Source organism: Streptomyces nojiriensis (genome assembly GCF_017639205.1).
Lineage (GTDB): Bacteria > Actinomycetota > Actinomycetes > Streptomycetales > Streptomycetaceae > Streptomyces > Streptomyces nojiriensis.
In genome coordinates, this window is sequence record NZ_CP071139.1 from 8,310,704 (window position 1) to 8,324,667 (window position 13,964).

General features: G+C 73.2%; 15 protein-coding genes and 1 pseudogene. 8 read left to right on the plus strand and 8 right to left on the minus strand.

Features of this window, described 5'->3' with window-relative positions; translation table 11 throughout:
* Entirely contained in the window at positions 1–948 is a 948-nt protein-coding gene (locus tag JYK04_RS37545; RefSeq protein WP_189745116.1) for a hypothetical protein, read from the plus strand.
* Here JYK04_RS37545 and JYK04_RS37550 read toward each other — a convergent pair.
* Positions 945–1,586, minus strand: coding sequence for a TetR/AcrR family transcriptional regulator (locus tag JYK04_RS37550; RefSeq protein WP_202185962.1), 642 nt, complete (start codon positions 1,584–1,586; stop codon positions 945–947). The two genes, JYK04_RS37545 and JYK04_RS37550, sit on opposite strands and share 4 nt — an antisense overlap.
* A gap of 73 nt (positions 1,587–1,659) precedes the next feature.
* Between JYK04_RS37550 and JYK04_RS37555 the strand changes: the two genes are divergently transcribed.
* A complete protein-coding gene (locus JYK04_RS37555; RefSeq protein ID WP_189745114.1) occupies positions 1,660–2,448 on the plus strand; it encodes an SDR family NAD(P)-dependent oxidoreductase in 789 nt (262 codons plus the stop codon).
* 102 nt (positions 2,449–2,550) lie between these two features.
* On the opposite strand, the gene JYK04_RS37560 is transcribed toward JYK04_RS37555, so the two are convergent.
* Positions 2,551–2,985 carry a hypothetical protein gene (locus JYK04_RS37560; protein WP_189745113.1) on the minus strand — a complete coding sequence of 145 codons (435 nt, stop codon included), beginning with the start codon at positions 2,983–2,985 and terminating at the stop codon, positions 2,551–2,553.
* Between the two features lie 343 nt (positions 2,986–3,328).
* A complete protein-coding gene (locus tag JYK04_RS41675) occupies positions 3,329–3,499 on the minus strand; it encodes a hypothetical protein (protein WP_229876752.1) in 171 nt (56 codons plus the stop codon).
* Between the two features lie 364 nt (positions 3,500–3,863).
* Here JYK04_RS41675 and JYK04_RS41680 point away from each other — a divergent pair.
* The 5 genes and pseudogenes from JYK04_RS41680 to JYK04_RS37580 all read left to right on the plus strand — a co-directional run.
* A pseudogene (locus tag JYK04_RS41680) lies at positions 3,864–3,950 on the plus strand (hypothetical protein); the annotation flags it as partial.
* 211 nt (positions 3,951–4,161) lie between these two features.
* Positions 4,162–4,542 carry a sensor histidine kinase gene (locus tag JYK04_RS41685; protein WP_229876751.1) on the plus strand — a complete coding sequence of 127 codons (381 nt, stop codon included), beginning with the start codon at positions 4,162–4,164 and terminating at the stop codon, positions 4,540–4,542.
* Positions 4,543–4,557: 15 nt separating this feature from the next.
* Positions 4,558–5,274: a response regulator gene (locus tag JYK04_RS37570; protein WP_189745111.1), complete on the plus strand. Its 717-nt coding sequence runs from the start codon at positions 4,558–4,560 to the stop codon at positions 5,272–5,274.
* Between the two features lie 75 nt (positions 5,275–5,349).
* Positions 5,350–6,132 (plus strand): crotonase/enoyl-CoA hydratase family protein, encoded by a 783-nt coding sequence (locus JYK04_RS37575; RefSeq protein ID WP_189745109.1) that lies wholly within the window; start codon positions 5,350–5,352, stop codon positions 6,130–6,132.
* 323 nt (positions 6,133–6,455) lie between these two features.
* Positions 6,456–7,196, plus strand: a complete 741-nt coding sequence (locus JYK04_RS37580; RefSeq protein ID WP_189745107.1) for a DJ-1/PfpI family protein — start codon at positions 6,456–6,458, stop codon at positions 7,194–7,196.
* Between the two features lie 25 nt (positions 7,197–7,221).
* Here the strand turns inward: JYK04_RS37580 and JYK04_RS37585 are convergent, their stop codons facing one another.
* The 4 genes from JYK04_RS37585 to JYK04_RS37600 all read right to left on the minus strand — a co-directional run bounded on the left by JYK04_RS37585 (position 7,222) and on the right by JYK04_RS37600 (position 12,280).
* A complete protein-coding gene (locus tag JYK04_RS37585) occupies positions 7,222–7,575 on the minus strand; it encodes a UBP-type zinc finger domain-containing protein (protein WP_189745105.1) in 354 nt (117 codons plus the stop codon).
* On the minus strand, positions 7,572–9,059 hold the full coding sequence (locus JYK04_RS37590) for an ATP-binding protein (RefSeq protein ID WP_189745103.1): 1,488 nt from the start codon (positions 9,057–9,059) through the stop codon (positions 7,572–7,574). The genes JYK04_RS37585 and JYK04_RS37590 overlap by 4 nt, the downstream gene beginning before the upstream one ends.
* Positions 9,056–10,732 (minus strand): NAD(P)/FAD-dependent oxidoreductase, encoded by a 1,677-nt coding sequence (locus tag JYK04_RS37595; RefSeq protein WP_189745101.1) that lies wholly within the window; start codon positions 10,730–10,732, stop codon positions 9,056–9,058. Before JYK04_RS37595 ends, JYK04_RS37590 begins: the two co-directional genes overlap by 4 nt.
* A gap of 144 nt (positions 10,733–10,876) precedes the next feature.
* On the minus strand, positions 10,877–12,280 hold the full coding sequence (locus tag JYK04_RS37600; protein WP_189745099.1) for a helix-turn-helix domain-containing protein: 1,404 nt from the start codon (positions 12,278–12,280) through the stop codon (positions 10,877–10,879).
* 222 nt (positions 12,281–12,502) lie between these two features.
* Here JYK04_RS37600 and JYK04_RS37605 point away from each other — a divergent pair, with 222 nt between their 5' ends.
* Positions 12,503–13,204 (plus strand): DUF4232 domain-containing protein, encoded by a 702-nt coding sequence (locus JYK04_RS37605; protein WP_189745097.1) that lies wholly within the window; start codon positions 12,503–12,505, stop codon positions 13,202–13,204.
* On the opposite strand, the gene JYK04_RS37610 is transcribed toward JYK04_RS37605, so the two are convergent.
* Positions 13,199–13,957: an ABC transporter ATP-binding protein gene (locus JYK04_RS37610; protein ID WP_189745095.1), complete on the minus strand. Its 759-nt coding sequence runs from the start codon at positions 13,955–13,957 to the stop codon at positions 13,199–13,201. The genes JYK04_RS37605 and JYK04_RS37610 overlap by 6 nt on opposite strands.
* Between the last annotated feature and the right edge of the window lie 7 nt (positions 13,958–13,964).

Consider the following 13,964-nt stretch of genomic DNA (forward strand, 5'->3'; position numbering starts at 1 on the left):
GTGACCGGGTTCCTCACCGCCCTCGGCCAGAAACTCGCCGAGCGCTGGTTGACACTGCTGGTCCTGCCGGGCGCGCTGTTCCTGTGTACCGCCGCCGTCGCCCGCGCCCTCGGCCAGGCCCACGCCCTGGACCACCGCCGTCTCGTCGGCCGGATCACCGACTGGGCCCAGGCGCCCGCCGTGAGCGGTGTCGGCGGTCAGGTCGTCCTGCTCGCCGCGGTCCTCGCCCTCGCGGCGGCGACCGGTCTGGCCGCCCAATGGCTGGGCACGGTGGTGCTGCGCACGGTACTGGCCGCCGACTGGCGCACCTGGCCGAGCCCTCTGCGGCAGTGGGCCCAGGCGGCCGTCACCCGCCGCCACACCCGCTGGAGCGCCGCCGCGACCGCGTACCGGCAGCAGCGTGATGCCGACGCCCGGGCCCTGGCCCTCCAGGGGCGCCGGGCCGACGCGGCGCCACGCCGGGCCTTCCACGATGCGATGCGCGCGATCGCCGCCGAAGCACCGGACCGGCCCACCTGGAGCGGTGACCGCGTCCACGCCGTCGCCGTACGCCTGGACCGTGATCACCACTTGGACCTGCCCACTCTGTGGCCCTACCTGTGGCTCACCCTGCCCGAGACGACCCGCGCCGAGATCACCACGGCGGAACAGGCCCTCACCCGCGCCGCCACCCTCGGGGGCTGGGCACTGCTGTACGCCCCGCTCGCGGTCTGGTGGTGGCCCGCCGCCCCGCTCGCCGCCGCCCTCGCGCTGACCGTCCGCCACCGCATCCGTGCCGCGGTCGACGTCTACGCCCAGCTCCTGGAAGCGGCCGTCCGCCTCCACTGCGCCGATCTGGCGACCCACCTCGGCTCCCTCGGCACCGGCCCGGAAGCCTTCACCGTGGGCGATTCCCTCACCCGGCAACTCCGCACCGGCACACCCCTGCCACGGGGTGACACGGCCTAGGAGCGCGGCTCGGGACCGACCGGGCCGAGGCCTGCGAGCAGGACGTCGAGGGCGAGGTCGGTCGCCTCCTCCAGCGGCGTGTCGTCGAGGAGGGAGCCGACGGCCAGGGCCGCGAGGCCGTGCACCACGGAGAAGGAGACCTGGGCGAGCCGGGCCGGGTCGCCCGCCCGTACGACACCCTCCTGCTGGGCGAGGGAGATCAGTTCGGCGGCGATGTCCAGGCTCCGGTGGCCGAGCTCGCGGAGCTCGGCGCTGGAGTCGTCGGCGTGCTTGGCCGTGAACATCAGGCTCAGCAGCGGGGCGTGCGCGACGGCGAAGCCGACGTACGCCCGGCCCATGCGCGCGAGCCGGGCGGTGACGGGGCCCGGTTCGTCCACGGCGGCCCGCAGGCGTGCGTTGAGCCGGGTGAAGCCGCCCACGGCGAGCGCGTCCAGCAGGGCCTGCCGGTCGCGGAAGTGGCGGCCCGGCGCCGCGTGGCTGACGCCGAGGTCCCGCGCGAGCGCGCGGAGGGAGAGGCTGTCCGCCCCCGCGGTCGCGAGTACGTCTTCGGCGCGCGCCAGCAGGGCCTCCCTGAGATTGCCGTGGTGATAGGGCGCATCGGCGTCGGCCAAGGCGGTCTCCTCCGTCGATGTTGTCATTGACAACAATGTTTGCTCTGTCTACATTCAAGTATCGACCATCGACCGGAGTCCCGGAACGGAGCGCCGACCCATGTCTATGACATACCGCGGAACCACAGCCCTGATCACCGGGGCGAGTGCAGGCCTCGGCGTCGAGTTCGCCCGGCAGTGGGCCGAGCGCGGAGCGGACGTCGTCCTCGTCGCCCGGCGCGTCGACCGGCTGGAGGAGCTGGCGGCGGACCTGGAGCGCCGGTACGGGGTCACGGCCCGCCCGATCGCCGCGGACCTCGCCCGGCCCGGCGCCGCGGCGGCGCTGCGCGCGGAGCTCGACGAACTCGGCGTACCGGTCCACACGCTGGTCAACAACGCGGGCTTCGGCACCCACGGCCCCTTCGCCGGCGAGGACCCCACCCGGATCAGCGAGATGATCCAGCTCAACGTGCTCGCGGTCACGGAGCTGACCAGGGAGTTCCTGCCCGGCCTGACGGCCGACGGCCGGGGCGCCCTCGTCACCGTCGCCAGCGCGGCCGCCTACCAGCCGACCCCGGCGATGGCGGTCTACGGCGCCACGAAGGCCTTCGTCCTGAACTTCACCGAGGCCGTCGCGTACGAGACGCGCGCCTCCTCCCTGCGGGTGCTCGCCGTCTCGCCGGGGCCGGTCCGCACCGAGTTCTTCGACGTCGTCGGCAGCCGGGACGCGGCCGTGGGCCGGATGGCCACCCCGGAGCAGGTCGTCACCGCGACGCGCCGGGCACTGGAACGCGGCAAGACGCCGCCCAGCATCGTCGTCGGCCTCGGCAACCGGCTCTCCGCCACGGCGTCCGCGCTCGCCCCCCGCCGCCTCGCACTGACCGTGGCGGGTCGCGCGCTCAAGGCGTGACCGGTCGCGGAACACCGGCGTCCGCAGGGCGCACCCGAGCACCGGAGGGCGGGCCGTCACAGGGGTGACGGCCCGCCCTCCGGTATTTCACGCGGGACCGGCCTACCAGGCGGCGCGGCAGTTCAGCAGCTTGGTGGTGCCGACCTTGCGGTCGCAGGCATAGGCCTTCACGTCCTTCTTGTTCTTGAAGGTCCAGCTCCTCGTGCCGTTGACCACCGCCACGTGGTTCGTCACCTTGTGCCAGGCGCCGTCCTTCCAGTCCTGGTAGGCGAGGGCCAGGACGGCCTCGTAGCCGTCACCCGCCACCTTGTCCTTGGCCGTGGCGCCCTGGAACGACCCGGAGTAGAGCTTCTCGCCGGTCCCCGGGATCGTTCCCGACACGTGGTACTCGTAGGTGCCGCTGATCTCAGCCTTGCCACTGGCGGAGGTCTTGTTGAAGCCGACGGTGGCCGCGCTCGCGGTGCCCGCCAGCCCGATGACGAGTGCCGAGGCGACTGCGGAGGCTCCGACGAGCGTGCGCTTCACAGAAGTGGTCATGGCGGTGTCTGCCTTTCTCAGGGAACCGGAAGTCGGTGGGTGCGCCGCCGCCGCGGTGAGCTCCGGCGGCCGGCCGGACAGAACGCTAGGCGGGCCGGCGGCCGCCCGGCGGCACGCACCGGGATGATTCGGTTCTCCACCCGGTGCGGGTGGCGGGCGTCCTCCCTGCAACTGCGGCGGTAGCCGGACCCTGCGGGAGCGGCAGGGCCCGGTCCTGCGGCAGGCCCATGGCCCGGCCGCCCGGCGGCCCGTAGGCTGCGCCGATGCACGCTGGATCGGGATTCCTCGAAAGGCTCGGGGGACGGTACCGGCCGTCGGCCGTCGACTTGTTGCTCGCGCTGGGCTACATCGGCGCCGGGCTGTTGCTGGGGCAGGAGCAGCCACCGGCCGGATGGCGGTCCATGGACGGGCCGGGGGCGGCCCTGACCGCCCTGGTGGGTCTGGTCATGGTGGCCCGCCACATCGCGCCCGTCGCGGTGTTCGCCGCCGGCAGTGCGTTATGGGTCCTGTTCATCGCCTGCGGGTACTGGCCGGTGGTCAACTCGATGCCCCCGCTGCTGGCCCTGTACACGGTGGCGGCGACCCGTCGCCCCCGAACCGCTGTCGTGTGCACGGCCGTTGTGGCAGGAGCGTGGCTGTACGCCGGGATCGGCAACATCGAGCACAGCTCCATGCCGACCGTCCTCGCCCAGGCGGTCCTGTTCCCGGCCGTCGTCCTCGTCGTCGGGCGCGGCTCGGGAGCACTCGCCGAACGGAACAGGCAGTTCGCCGAACTGACCCTCCAACTGCGCAGGCAGCAGGAGGAGAACGCACGCCGGGCCCTCACGGAGGAGCGGGTGCGCATCGCGCGGGAACTGCACGACGTGGTCGCACACCACATGTCGGTGATCTCCCTCCAGGCCGGCATGGCCTCGTACGTCTTCCCCACGGACCCGGCGGCGAGCCGGCGGGCCCTGGACACCATCGCCGACACCAGCAGGGAGGCACTGGAGGAGATGCGCCGGATGCTCGTACTCCTGCGCGTCGGCCAGGAAGGACAGCCGGACGGGCAGCGGGACGGACAGGGGGGACGGACAGGGGGAGGACGGCGGCGGCGCCGCCCACGCCCCGGCCCCCGGGCTCGACCTGCTCGACAGGCTGCTGGAGCGGGTGCGGGGCGCGGGGGTCGAGGCCACCATGGAGATCGCGGCATCCCCGGTCCGCCTTCCGCAGGGGATGGCCCTGTGCGTCTACCGAGTGGTCCAGGAAGCACTGACGAATGTGCTCAAGCACGCGGGACCGACCAGGGCGGCCGTGACCATCCGTTACGAACGCCGCACCATCGTGGTGTGCGTGACGGACGAAGGCGACGGCACGTTCCGGCCAAACAAGGAGATGTCACCTGGTCACGGCTTGATCGGCATGAGGGAGCGCGCGAAGATCTACGGCGGGTCGGTCACCGCCGGCCCCCGCGCCCTCGGTGGATTCGAGGTACGGCTCACCCTTCCGGCGCCCACCACCAGTGACCGGCCGGGCGGCCTCCCGGCCCCGGGCACCGGGGACGTCCCTATCCGATGAGGACCGAATTCCCCGATGCCCACGGTACTGGTCGTCGACGATCAACTGCTCATCCGTGCCGGCCTGGTGTCCCTGCTGAACGCCGCGCCCGGGCTGTCCGTGGCCGGCGAGGCGCGCGACGGGGAGGAAGCCGTCCGGCTGGCCGAGGCCACCGCACCCGATGTCATCCTCATGGACCTGCGGATGCCCGGCACCGACGGCATCACCGCGACGCGGCGCATCCTCCGGCGCGCGGGCGACACGGGTGACACACCGCCGAGGATCCTGGTGCTGACCACCTTCGACCTCGACGAGTACGTCTACAACGCGCTGCGTGCGGGCGCCTGCGGGTTCCTGCTCAAGGAAACGCCTCCCGAGCGCCTGGTCGCCGCCGTCCACACCGTCGCCTCGGGCGACATGCTCTTCGCGCCGACCGTCACCAGGCGCCTGATCGAGGCGTACCGCCCCGGGCCGACCCCGCCGGAGGTGATCGCCCCGGAATGGCACACCGTGACCGGCCGTGAGCGCGACGTCCTGCGTCTCGTCGCCACGGGCGCGACGAACACGGAAGTCGCCCGGCAGCTCTTCATCAGCGAAGCCACCGTCAAGACCCACCTCAACCGCGCGATGGCCAAGCTCGGTCTCTCCAGCCGCGCCCAGGTCGTCGTCTTCGCCTACGAGACGGCGCTCGTGACGCCCGGTGGCCCGACGGGCCTGCCCGGCTCCGGCCCCGCCGCGGGCGGGCCGGACTGAGCGTCCGGGGGAGTCCCGCGCACAGCGGCCTCCCCGCCCCCACAATGGAGGCCGGCGAGCGTGAGGGGAGCGGGCATGGCGGACGAGCAGGCCGCGGTACGGGTGGAGCGGGACGGCCCCGTCTACACGGTGATCCTGAGCAGGCCAGGGGTACGCAATGCCGTGGACGGTCCGACGGCAGCGCAACTGGCGGATGCCTTCCGGGAGTTCGAGGCCGATACGGACGCGGCCGTCGCCGTGCTCTGGGGCGAGGGCGGAACGTTCTGCGCGGGCGCCGACCTCAAGGCCATCGGCACCGAACGCGGCAACCAGGTGCTCGCCTCCGGCGACGGACCCATGGGGCCGACCCGGATGCGGTTGAGCAAGCCGGTGATCGCGGCCGTCGCGGGGCACGCGGTGGCGGGCGGTCTGGAGCTGGCGCTCTGGTGCGACCTGCGGGTCGCGGAGGAGGACGCGGTGTTCGGCGTGTTCTGCCGCCGCTGGGGCGTTCCCCTGATCGACGGCGGTACGGTGCGGCTGCCCCGCCTGATCGGCGAGAGCCGGGCCATGGACCTGATCCTGACGGGCCGTCCGGTCCCGGCCGCCGAAGCGCAGGGGATGGGGCTGGCCAACCGCGTGGTCCCCACGGGCCGATCGAGGCAGGCCGCCGAGGAACTGGCCCGCGAGATCGCCGGGTTCCCCCAGCTCTGTCTGCGCCACGACCGGTTGTCCGTCCTGGAACAGCACGGACTGGCCGAGGAGGATGCACTGGCGGGGGAGTTCCGGCACGGCCTGGTGCCACTGACCGCGGGGGAGACGCAGGCCGGAGCGGGCCGGTTCGCCGCCGGGGCGGGCCGGCACGGCGCCTTCGGGCCGTAGGCCGTGTCCGCAAAGTCCCGCCTGCCCCGCGACGCCTGGCACCGCACCTCGCCGCGTTGTCGGGCCGCCCGAGTACGTCCAGTACACGGGCGGCCCTCCGCCTTGCGAGGCACGGCACCAGACGCCGCGGGGTCCGCCCTCCGGGCGGCCGGCGCTACTTTGCGGACCCGGCCTACCGGCTGCCGGGGGATCCACGGCTTTCGGCGATCGTCCCGGCCGGGGTGTGGCGCCTGCCACAGCCAGGCCCGGGAACCCGGCCTTCGGCGGCTTCGACTCCTGTCGCAGAGCGGCGTATCGGCCGGGCGATCGGAAGGAACCATCGGATGAACCGCAGGAACGTGCTCCGGGCCCAGGTCGCCGTCGGCGCGGCAGCCGCCTTGGGGGGTGCCGCCAGCGTGGCCGCGGCGGCGGAACCGCGATCCGCCGGAAAACAGGCGGGGCCGTTACGCGTGCACGTCGTCATGTACGAGGGCGTGGAGGAACTCGACTTCGCCGCACCCTACGAGGTCTTCTCGGCCGCCCGGTTCTTCACCGACCGGGAGGTCGACGTCCGCTACGTCAGCGCCTCCGGGCCCGGTCCCGTGCGTGCCGCCTACGGCACGCAGGTGAACGTCGAGCACGCCTGGGCCCCGCGCACCGCGGACATCCTCCTCGTGCCCGGCGGCGGATACGCGCGCCGCGACAGCCCCGGCGTGTGGGCCGAGATCCGCAGCGGAGTCCTTCCCGGGAGGCTGGCCGCGGCGGTGCGCCCGGGCCTCACCGTCAGCGCCGTCTGCACGGGCACCATGCTGCTGGCCGCCGCCGGGCTGACCACGAAACGCCCCTGCACCACCCACCACAAGGCGCGCCCCGACCTGGAGAAGCAGGGCGGCCTCCTGAAGAACGCCCGAGTGGTGGACGACGGAGACCTGGTCACCGCGGGTGGCATCACCAGCGGGCTGGACCTCGCCCTGTGGCTCGTACGCCGGGAACTGGGTGCCGACGCCGCGACCGGGGTGGAGGCCATGCTCGAATACGAGGCCCGCGGCACGGTGTGGACGCCGCCGACGGCCGGGCGGCCGTAGCCGGCGCTCACGGCCGGCACCGCGGTCAGCGGTTCAGCCGCCGCGTCCAGTCCTCGGGTACCCGGCCGGCCGGGCCCGGGGTCGGCTGGTCCGCCGGGTGGTCGCGCGGAGCGGTCAGTTCGGGGCCGGAGTCGTACAGCGCGTCCGTGGCGTAGTTCCAAAACCACTCCTCGCCCGGCTCGAAGCTCTGCACCAGGGGGTGGCCGGAGGACTTCCAGTGGGCGGTGGCGTGCTGGGCGGGGGAGGAGTCGCAGCAGCCGATGTGGCCGCACTGGGCGCAGCGCCGCAGGTGGAACCACCACCCGCCCAGCTCGTCGCACTCGACGCAGCCGGTGCCGGTGGGCGCGGCGTTCGGGTCGATTCCCTCGATCTCGCTCATACGGGCTCCTCAGCGGTCTCGGTCGCGGATCCGGTCCCGGTTTCGGTTTCGGGGGCCGGGGCGGTCAGCGGCAGCAGCACCTGGAACCGGGTGTCACCCGGGGCGGACTCGACCTGGAGGCTGCCGTGGTGCTTGCTCACGACGATCCGCCAGGAGATGTCGAGGCCCAGACCGGTGCCCTCGCCGACCGGCTTGGTGGTGAAGAAGGGGTCGAAGATGCGGCTGCGGATGTCCGCCGGGATACCGGGTCCGGTGTCGCGGAACTCCACCAGCAGGCGGTCGCCCTCGCGGGCCGTGCGGACCGTCAGCGTGCCCTCGCCGCCGGTGCTCCCGATGGCGAAGACGGCGTTGTCGATGAGGTTGGTCCACACCTGGTTGAGCTCCGCCGGATAGGCGGGCACGTCCGGCAGGGAGCGGTCGTACTCCTTGACCACCCGCACCCGGGAGCCGATCTTGCCGGACAGCATCAGCAGGGTGCTGTCGAGGAGTTCGTGGACGTCGACGACCCGGTACGGGGCGCGGTCGAGCTGCGAGTACTGCTTGGCCGCGTCCACGAGATGGGAGATGCGGGTGGTGGAGTCGTCGATCTCGTCCATCAGCAGCTCGGTCTCGACCGTGTAGTTGAGCCAGCCGATCGCCGACGGCAGGATCTCCTCGGCGACGGTCGCCGCGACCTGCTCCAGCCAGTCCGTGTCGAGCCCGGCCTGCACGAAGGTCGGCGCGAGCCGCCAGCCCTCTGCGATGCCGTGGTCGTCCAGCCAGTCGGCGAGCTCGTCCTCCCGGTCGGAGGCGTCCAGCGGGCTGAGCGCCGGCGCCTTCGCGACGCGCTCGACGGTGCGTTCCTGGATCTCGATGAGGTCGGCGATCGTCTCGCGCGAGTACTGGCCCTGGGAGATGTGGGCCAGCTTGTGCCGCATCTTGCCGACCCGTTCCCGCAGGGTCGCCGTGGCCCGGACGGCGGCCGCCGCCGGGTTGTTGAGCTCGTGGGTGAGGCCGGCGGACAAGGACCCGAGCGCCAGCAGCCGTTCGCGCTGCCCGATGGCCCGCTGGGTGTTCTTGGAGCCGAAGAACAGCCCCTCCAGCAGGTGCGCCGCCATCGGGAACCACTCCCGCATGATGTCCGCGAACGACTGCGCGGGCAGCACGAAGAACCGCGTCGGCTCGGTCACCCGCATCGAGTTGGTGTACGTCTGCGGCACCTGGTCGCCCAGGTAGGCCTGCATGGCCCCCGCGTACACGCCGCGCTGCGAGGTGCGGCTCACCTCGACGTCGTCGCCGCCGACCCGGCGGGACAGTACGACGGTGCCCTCGATCATCACGTAGAAGCACGTGGCCGGGGAGCCCTCCGTGTACACCGGACCGGCTACGAACCGCTCCACCCGCCCCTCGCCGCACAGCCGCCCGAGCTGCTCCGGGGTGAGCTTCTCGAACAGGAACAGCGAGGCGATCTCCTGCGGGCTGCACGGCATGACCTGCCCGCTCATGACTGCTCCAGGTACCGGTGGACGAGCATCACGGCCATGGCTCCCTCTCCGACGGCGGACGCGACGCGCTTCGCGGACTGGGCGCGCGCGTCGCCCGCCACGAACACGCCGGGAATGTTGGTCTCCAGGTGGTAGGGCGGCCGGTCCAGTTCCCATGCGGCCGGCGGCCGCCCGTCCGGGGTGAGGTCCGGCCCGGCCAGGATGAAACCGTGCTCGTCGCGCAGCACCGTACCGTCCAGCCAGTCCGTCAGCGGGGCCGCGCCGATGAACACGAACATCCACTGCGCGTCGACGAGTTCGCTCGCTCCGCCGTCCACGTCCCGCAGGGTCAGCTGCTCCAGGTGCCCCTCGCCGTGCGCCGCCTCGACGACGGTCCGGGTGCGCACGGTGATGTTCGGCGTCTCCTCGATCTGCTGGATCAGGTAGTGCGACATCGACGCCGTCAGGGACTCCCCGCGCACCAGCAGCGTCACCGACTTGGCGCCCCGCGCCAGGTACATCGCCGCCTGCCCGGCCGAGTTGGCGCCGCCCACGATGTACACGTCGTGCCCCTGGCAGGACGCGGCCTCGGTGAGCGAGGATCCGTAGTACACCCCGCAGCCGGTCAGCTGGTCGCAGCCCGGCGCGCGCAGCTGCCGGTACGACACCCCGGTCGCCAGGATGACGCTGTGCGCGGCGATCGCCGAGCCGTCCGAGAAGCGGACGACGCGCGCCGCGCCGTTGACCTCCAGCCCCGTGACCTCACGCGCCGTGAGGATCTCGGCGCCGAACCGGCCGGCCTGGCGGCGGGCACGCTCCGTGAGCTGGGCACCCGACACGCCGTCCGGGAAACCGAGGTAGTTCTCGATGCGGGAGCTCTGACCGGCCTGTCCGCCGGTCGCGGACCGCTCGACCAGTACGGTACGCAGCCCCTCGGAGGCCCCGTACACCGCGGAGCCGAGCCCGGCCGGGCCGCCGCCGATGACGACGAGGTCGTAGAAGTCCGCCGCGGGCGTCGTCGCGAGCCCCACGTGGGAGGCCAGCTCGGGCGCCTCCGGTTCGATCAGCGCGGTGCCCTCGGGGGTGATGACCAGCGGGAGCCGCTGCCCGTCGGCCCCGGCCGCCTCCAGCAGCCGCCGCCCCTCCGGTTCGTCGGAGGAGTACCAGCGGTACGGCACCTGGTTGCGGGCCAGGAACTCCCGCACGTCCGAGGAGCGTGCCGACCAGCGGTGCCCGACCACCTTGGTGGCGGGTACCGGACGGTAGTCGCTGGTGCGCCAGGCCGTGAGCAGATCGTCGACGACCGGGTAGAGCTTCTCCTCCGGGGGGTCCCAGGGCTTGAGCAGGTAGTGGTCGAGGTCGACCACGTTGATCGCGTCGATCGCCGCGTTGGTGTCGGCGTACGCGGTGAGCAGCACCCGCCGTGCGCCCGGGTACACCGCCAGGGCCTGTTCGAGGAACTCGATGCCGTTCATCTGCGGCATCCGGTAGTCGGCGAGGATCACCGCCACCAGGTCGCCGCGCAGCTTCAGCTCGCGCAGCGCCTCCAGCGCGGACTCGCCCGACTCGGCGCGCACGATCCGGTACTCGGCGCCGTAGCGTCGTCGCAGGTCACGGGCGATGGCCCGGGAGACCCCCGGGTCGTCGTCCACGGTCAGGATGACGGTCCGCGCTGTGTCGGCGGCCTGTGCCATACGTCGTCTCCACCCCGAGTGCTCTGGGCGGGCCGCACGGCGAGCCGCCCGCGCCGGTTCCCGCCCATCGTAGGGTCGATCCCCCGGGACCGCTCCGGGACGGCGCGGACCGTGCGCTCCAGGTACACACCCGGTCGCTCCTGGTCAATGAATCGTCGTGCCCTCCCCGACCCATCCGTCGCCGCCGAGGGGGAACTCGTAGCCGGTCCGCCCCCCGCGTCCGCTGGTGCGGAAGGGATTGCCGTCGTGGTCGATCTTGAGGGTGCCGTGCCGGGAGCCGCTGGACCAGGACAGCTCCAGGTACCAGCTCACGTCGTGGGCGGAGGTGGCGGCCTTGATGTGGAGCACCTCCGGTTCCGACTCGCTCACCGAGAAGGGGAAGTCCCGCTGGCCCGGCAGGGGCGCGACGGCCGGGCGCGCGGAGTCCAGGGCCACGCCGAAGGAGCGGGTCGGGACGCCGGCGCCGCAGCCCACCCCCGGGTAGCCCATGGCGTAGTCGTTCCAGGGGAGCGGGGCACGCTTGGCGACCGTACGGACGGTCAGCCCGTCCAGCACCACCGTGTCCGCGCCGGATCCCTGCAGGGTGAGGGTGACGTACTGCTCGCCCGCGGGTACGGCCCCGGCTGCGGCCACCCAGGCGGGTGCGTCCCGTTCCACGGGGGGCGGTCCCACCTGGGCCGGGGGCTTGTCGATCAGGTAGTGCTGGCCGCAGGGGGCCTCCCAGGTGTGGGGGCGGGTGGTCACCTTCACCGGCGTGCCGGCGGAGGTGTCGCCGCCCCCGCTGCTGCCGTGTCCCGCTGCTGCGGGGGCGGCAGGGGTGGCGTTCGAGGGCGCGGACGGCGACGACGAGGCGGACGAGGACGAGGACGACGACGGGGACGGGGACGGGGACGAGTGCGAGGACGGTCCGTCCGGGGCGTCCGGTCCGGCCGGGGACTTCTCCCCGGCCGCGAACCGGTTCGCGGCACCGACGGGGCGGTCCCGGACGTCGGTGCCCTGTTCCGGCGGGCGCTCGTCCAGGGTGAGCACGCCGGCCAGGGCGGTGACGGCGGCCACGACCGTCACCGCGATCCCGGCGAGCACGGCCCCGCGCGGGCGAGGACGCCGGGTCGGTGCGGTCGGCCCGGCCGCGGCGGTCGCTTCTGCGACCTCGGACCCCGCCCCGGACCCCGCCTCGGCCACTTCGGGTGCGTCCGCCGCGCCGTGTACCTCGGCCGTGTCGACCGGAAGGGTTCCGGTTCCGGCAGGTGCCCCGGCCAGCTCCTGCACGGCGCCGCTCGTGTCCGCGCCCTTGCGCGGGCGGTTCGCATCGGACCGCACCCAACTCCGGTGCAGGGCGAGGAGTTCCTCGGGCGAGGCCTTGCACAGGCGGGCGAGCCGTTCGACCGGTGCGTAGTCTGCCGGGACCACCTCGCCGCTGCAGTAGCGGTGCAAGGTCGACGCACTCATGTGGAGCCGCTTGGCGAGCGTTCCGTAGCTGAGGCCCGACCGGTCCTTCAACTCCCGCAGCAGCCCGGCGAACCCGGACCCAGCAGTGTCCTCCGACACCGTTCCTCCCACCCCGTGTCCTGTCCCGCATTCCAGGAACAGGTTGTTTGCGCAGCTCAGAGCCTATGCCGGTATTCCAGCGTTCCTGATGGCCCAGCGGATGTGGCGGCCGGGACGGAGCATCGCTCAGGCTGAGGTCATCCAAGCACACCGCTCCCGGCGGCCGGTCCCGGAGGACCCCCACCGGGCCCTGTCGCCATGCCCCATGAGAGGCCGTCAGCCATGCACGCGTTCCACCGCACACCCCTCGTCCGCACCGCCCGTACCTCCCGCCCGCACGCCTTCCGGCGCCTCGCCGGTGCGGCCGCGGCCGCCCTGTTCGTCCTCTCCCTCACCGGGTGCGAGGACGGCACGGGCTTCAAGGACGGGGGAGAGGCAGCCGCTTCGAGCCCCGCCACGGAAGCCGCTCCCTCGGCCTCATCGACCGCGGCAGCGGCCCCCAAGGGCTCGCCGAAGGCGTCGGCCGCCTCCGCACCGACGGCCGCGGGAGAACAGCAGCGCGTCCTGTGCAACGGCGCGAACACCGGCGTCACGGTGCAGCCGGTCTCCCGGCCGCTCAACCACATGCTGATCACGGTGAAGAACACCGGCTCGAAGACCTGCGATCTGACCTACTACCCGGTGCTCCGCTTCGACGAGATGCAATGGGTGCCGACCGCGCAGCAGCAGACCCGGCCCCAGGCCGTGGTGTCCCTCGCCCCGGGCGAGTCGGGCTACGCGGGGGCCCTGCTGTCGGCGGCCGACGGCAGCGGCGAGGGCGGGACGACCGGACACCGGCTCACGATCGCCTTCCAGGGCCGGACGCCCCTCAGCGACGGGGGCGCGTCCGCGACCCCGCCCCTCCCGGCGGCCGGTCTCGCCTACGACAGCTCGCTGTCGGTCACGTACTGGCAGCGGAGCAGCGCCGACGCGCTCGGCTCATGAGTCGGCCGCGACGATGCGGCCGTCACGCAGTTCCACGACCCGGTCGGCGAGCTCGATCAGGTTGGGGTCGTGGGTGGCGACGAGGATGGTCACCGACTCGCTGCGCACCACCGCACGCAGCAGTTCCATGACCGAGCGGCCGGTCTCCGAGTCGAGCTGGCCGGTCGGCTCGTCCGCGATGATCAGGTCCGGGTCGTTGGCCAGGGCGCGGGCCACCGCCACGCGCTGCTGCTGGCCGCCCGAGAGTTCGCCGGGCCGCTGTTCGGCGTGGTCGGCGAGTCCGACCAGGGCCAGCAGGGTCCGGGCGCGCTCCTCGCGCTCCTTGGCGGGCACGCGCCGCAGCCTCATCGGAACGCCGACGTTCTCGGCGGCCGTCAGGACGGGTATCAGGCCGAAGGACTGGAAGACGAATCCGATGCGGTCGCGGCGCAGGGCGAGCAGGCCCGGCTCGTCGAGCGTCGCCAGGTCGGTGCCGTCGAGGGTGATCCGGCCGCCGGTCGGGGAGTCGAGGCCGCCCACGAGGTTCAGCAGGGTGGTCTTGCCGGAGCCCGACCGGCCCCTGAGGGCGGTGAGTTCGCCGCGGCGGACCTCGAAGGACACGCCGCGCAGGGCGTGGACGGCCTGCGGTCCGCTGCCGAAGCTGTGGTGCACGTCGTCGACGACCACGATCGGGGAGCCGGCGCCTGCGCCGGCGCCTCCGCCGTCCCGCACCGCCCGTGTCGCGACCGTCGCCGGTGCCTGGTGATCCCTCATCGCGTCT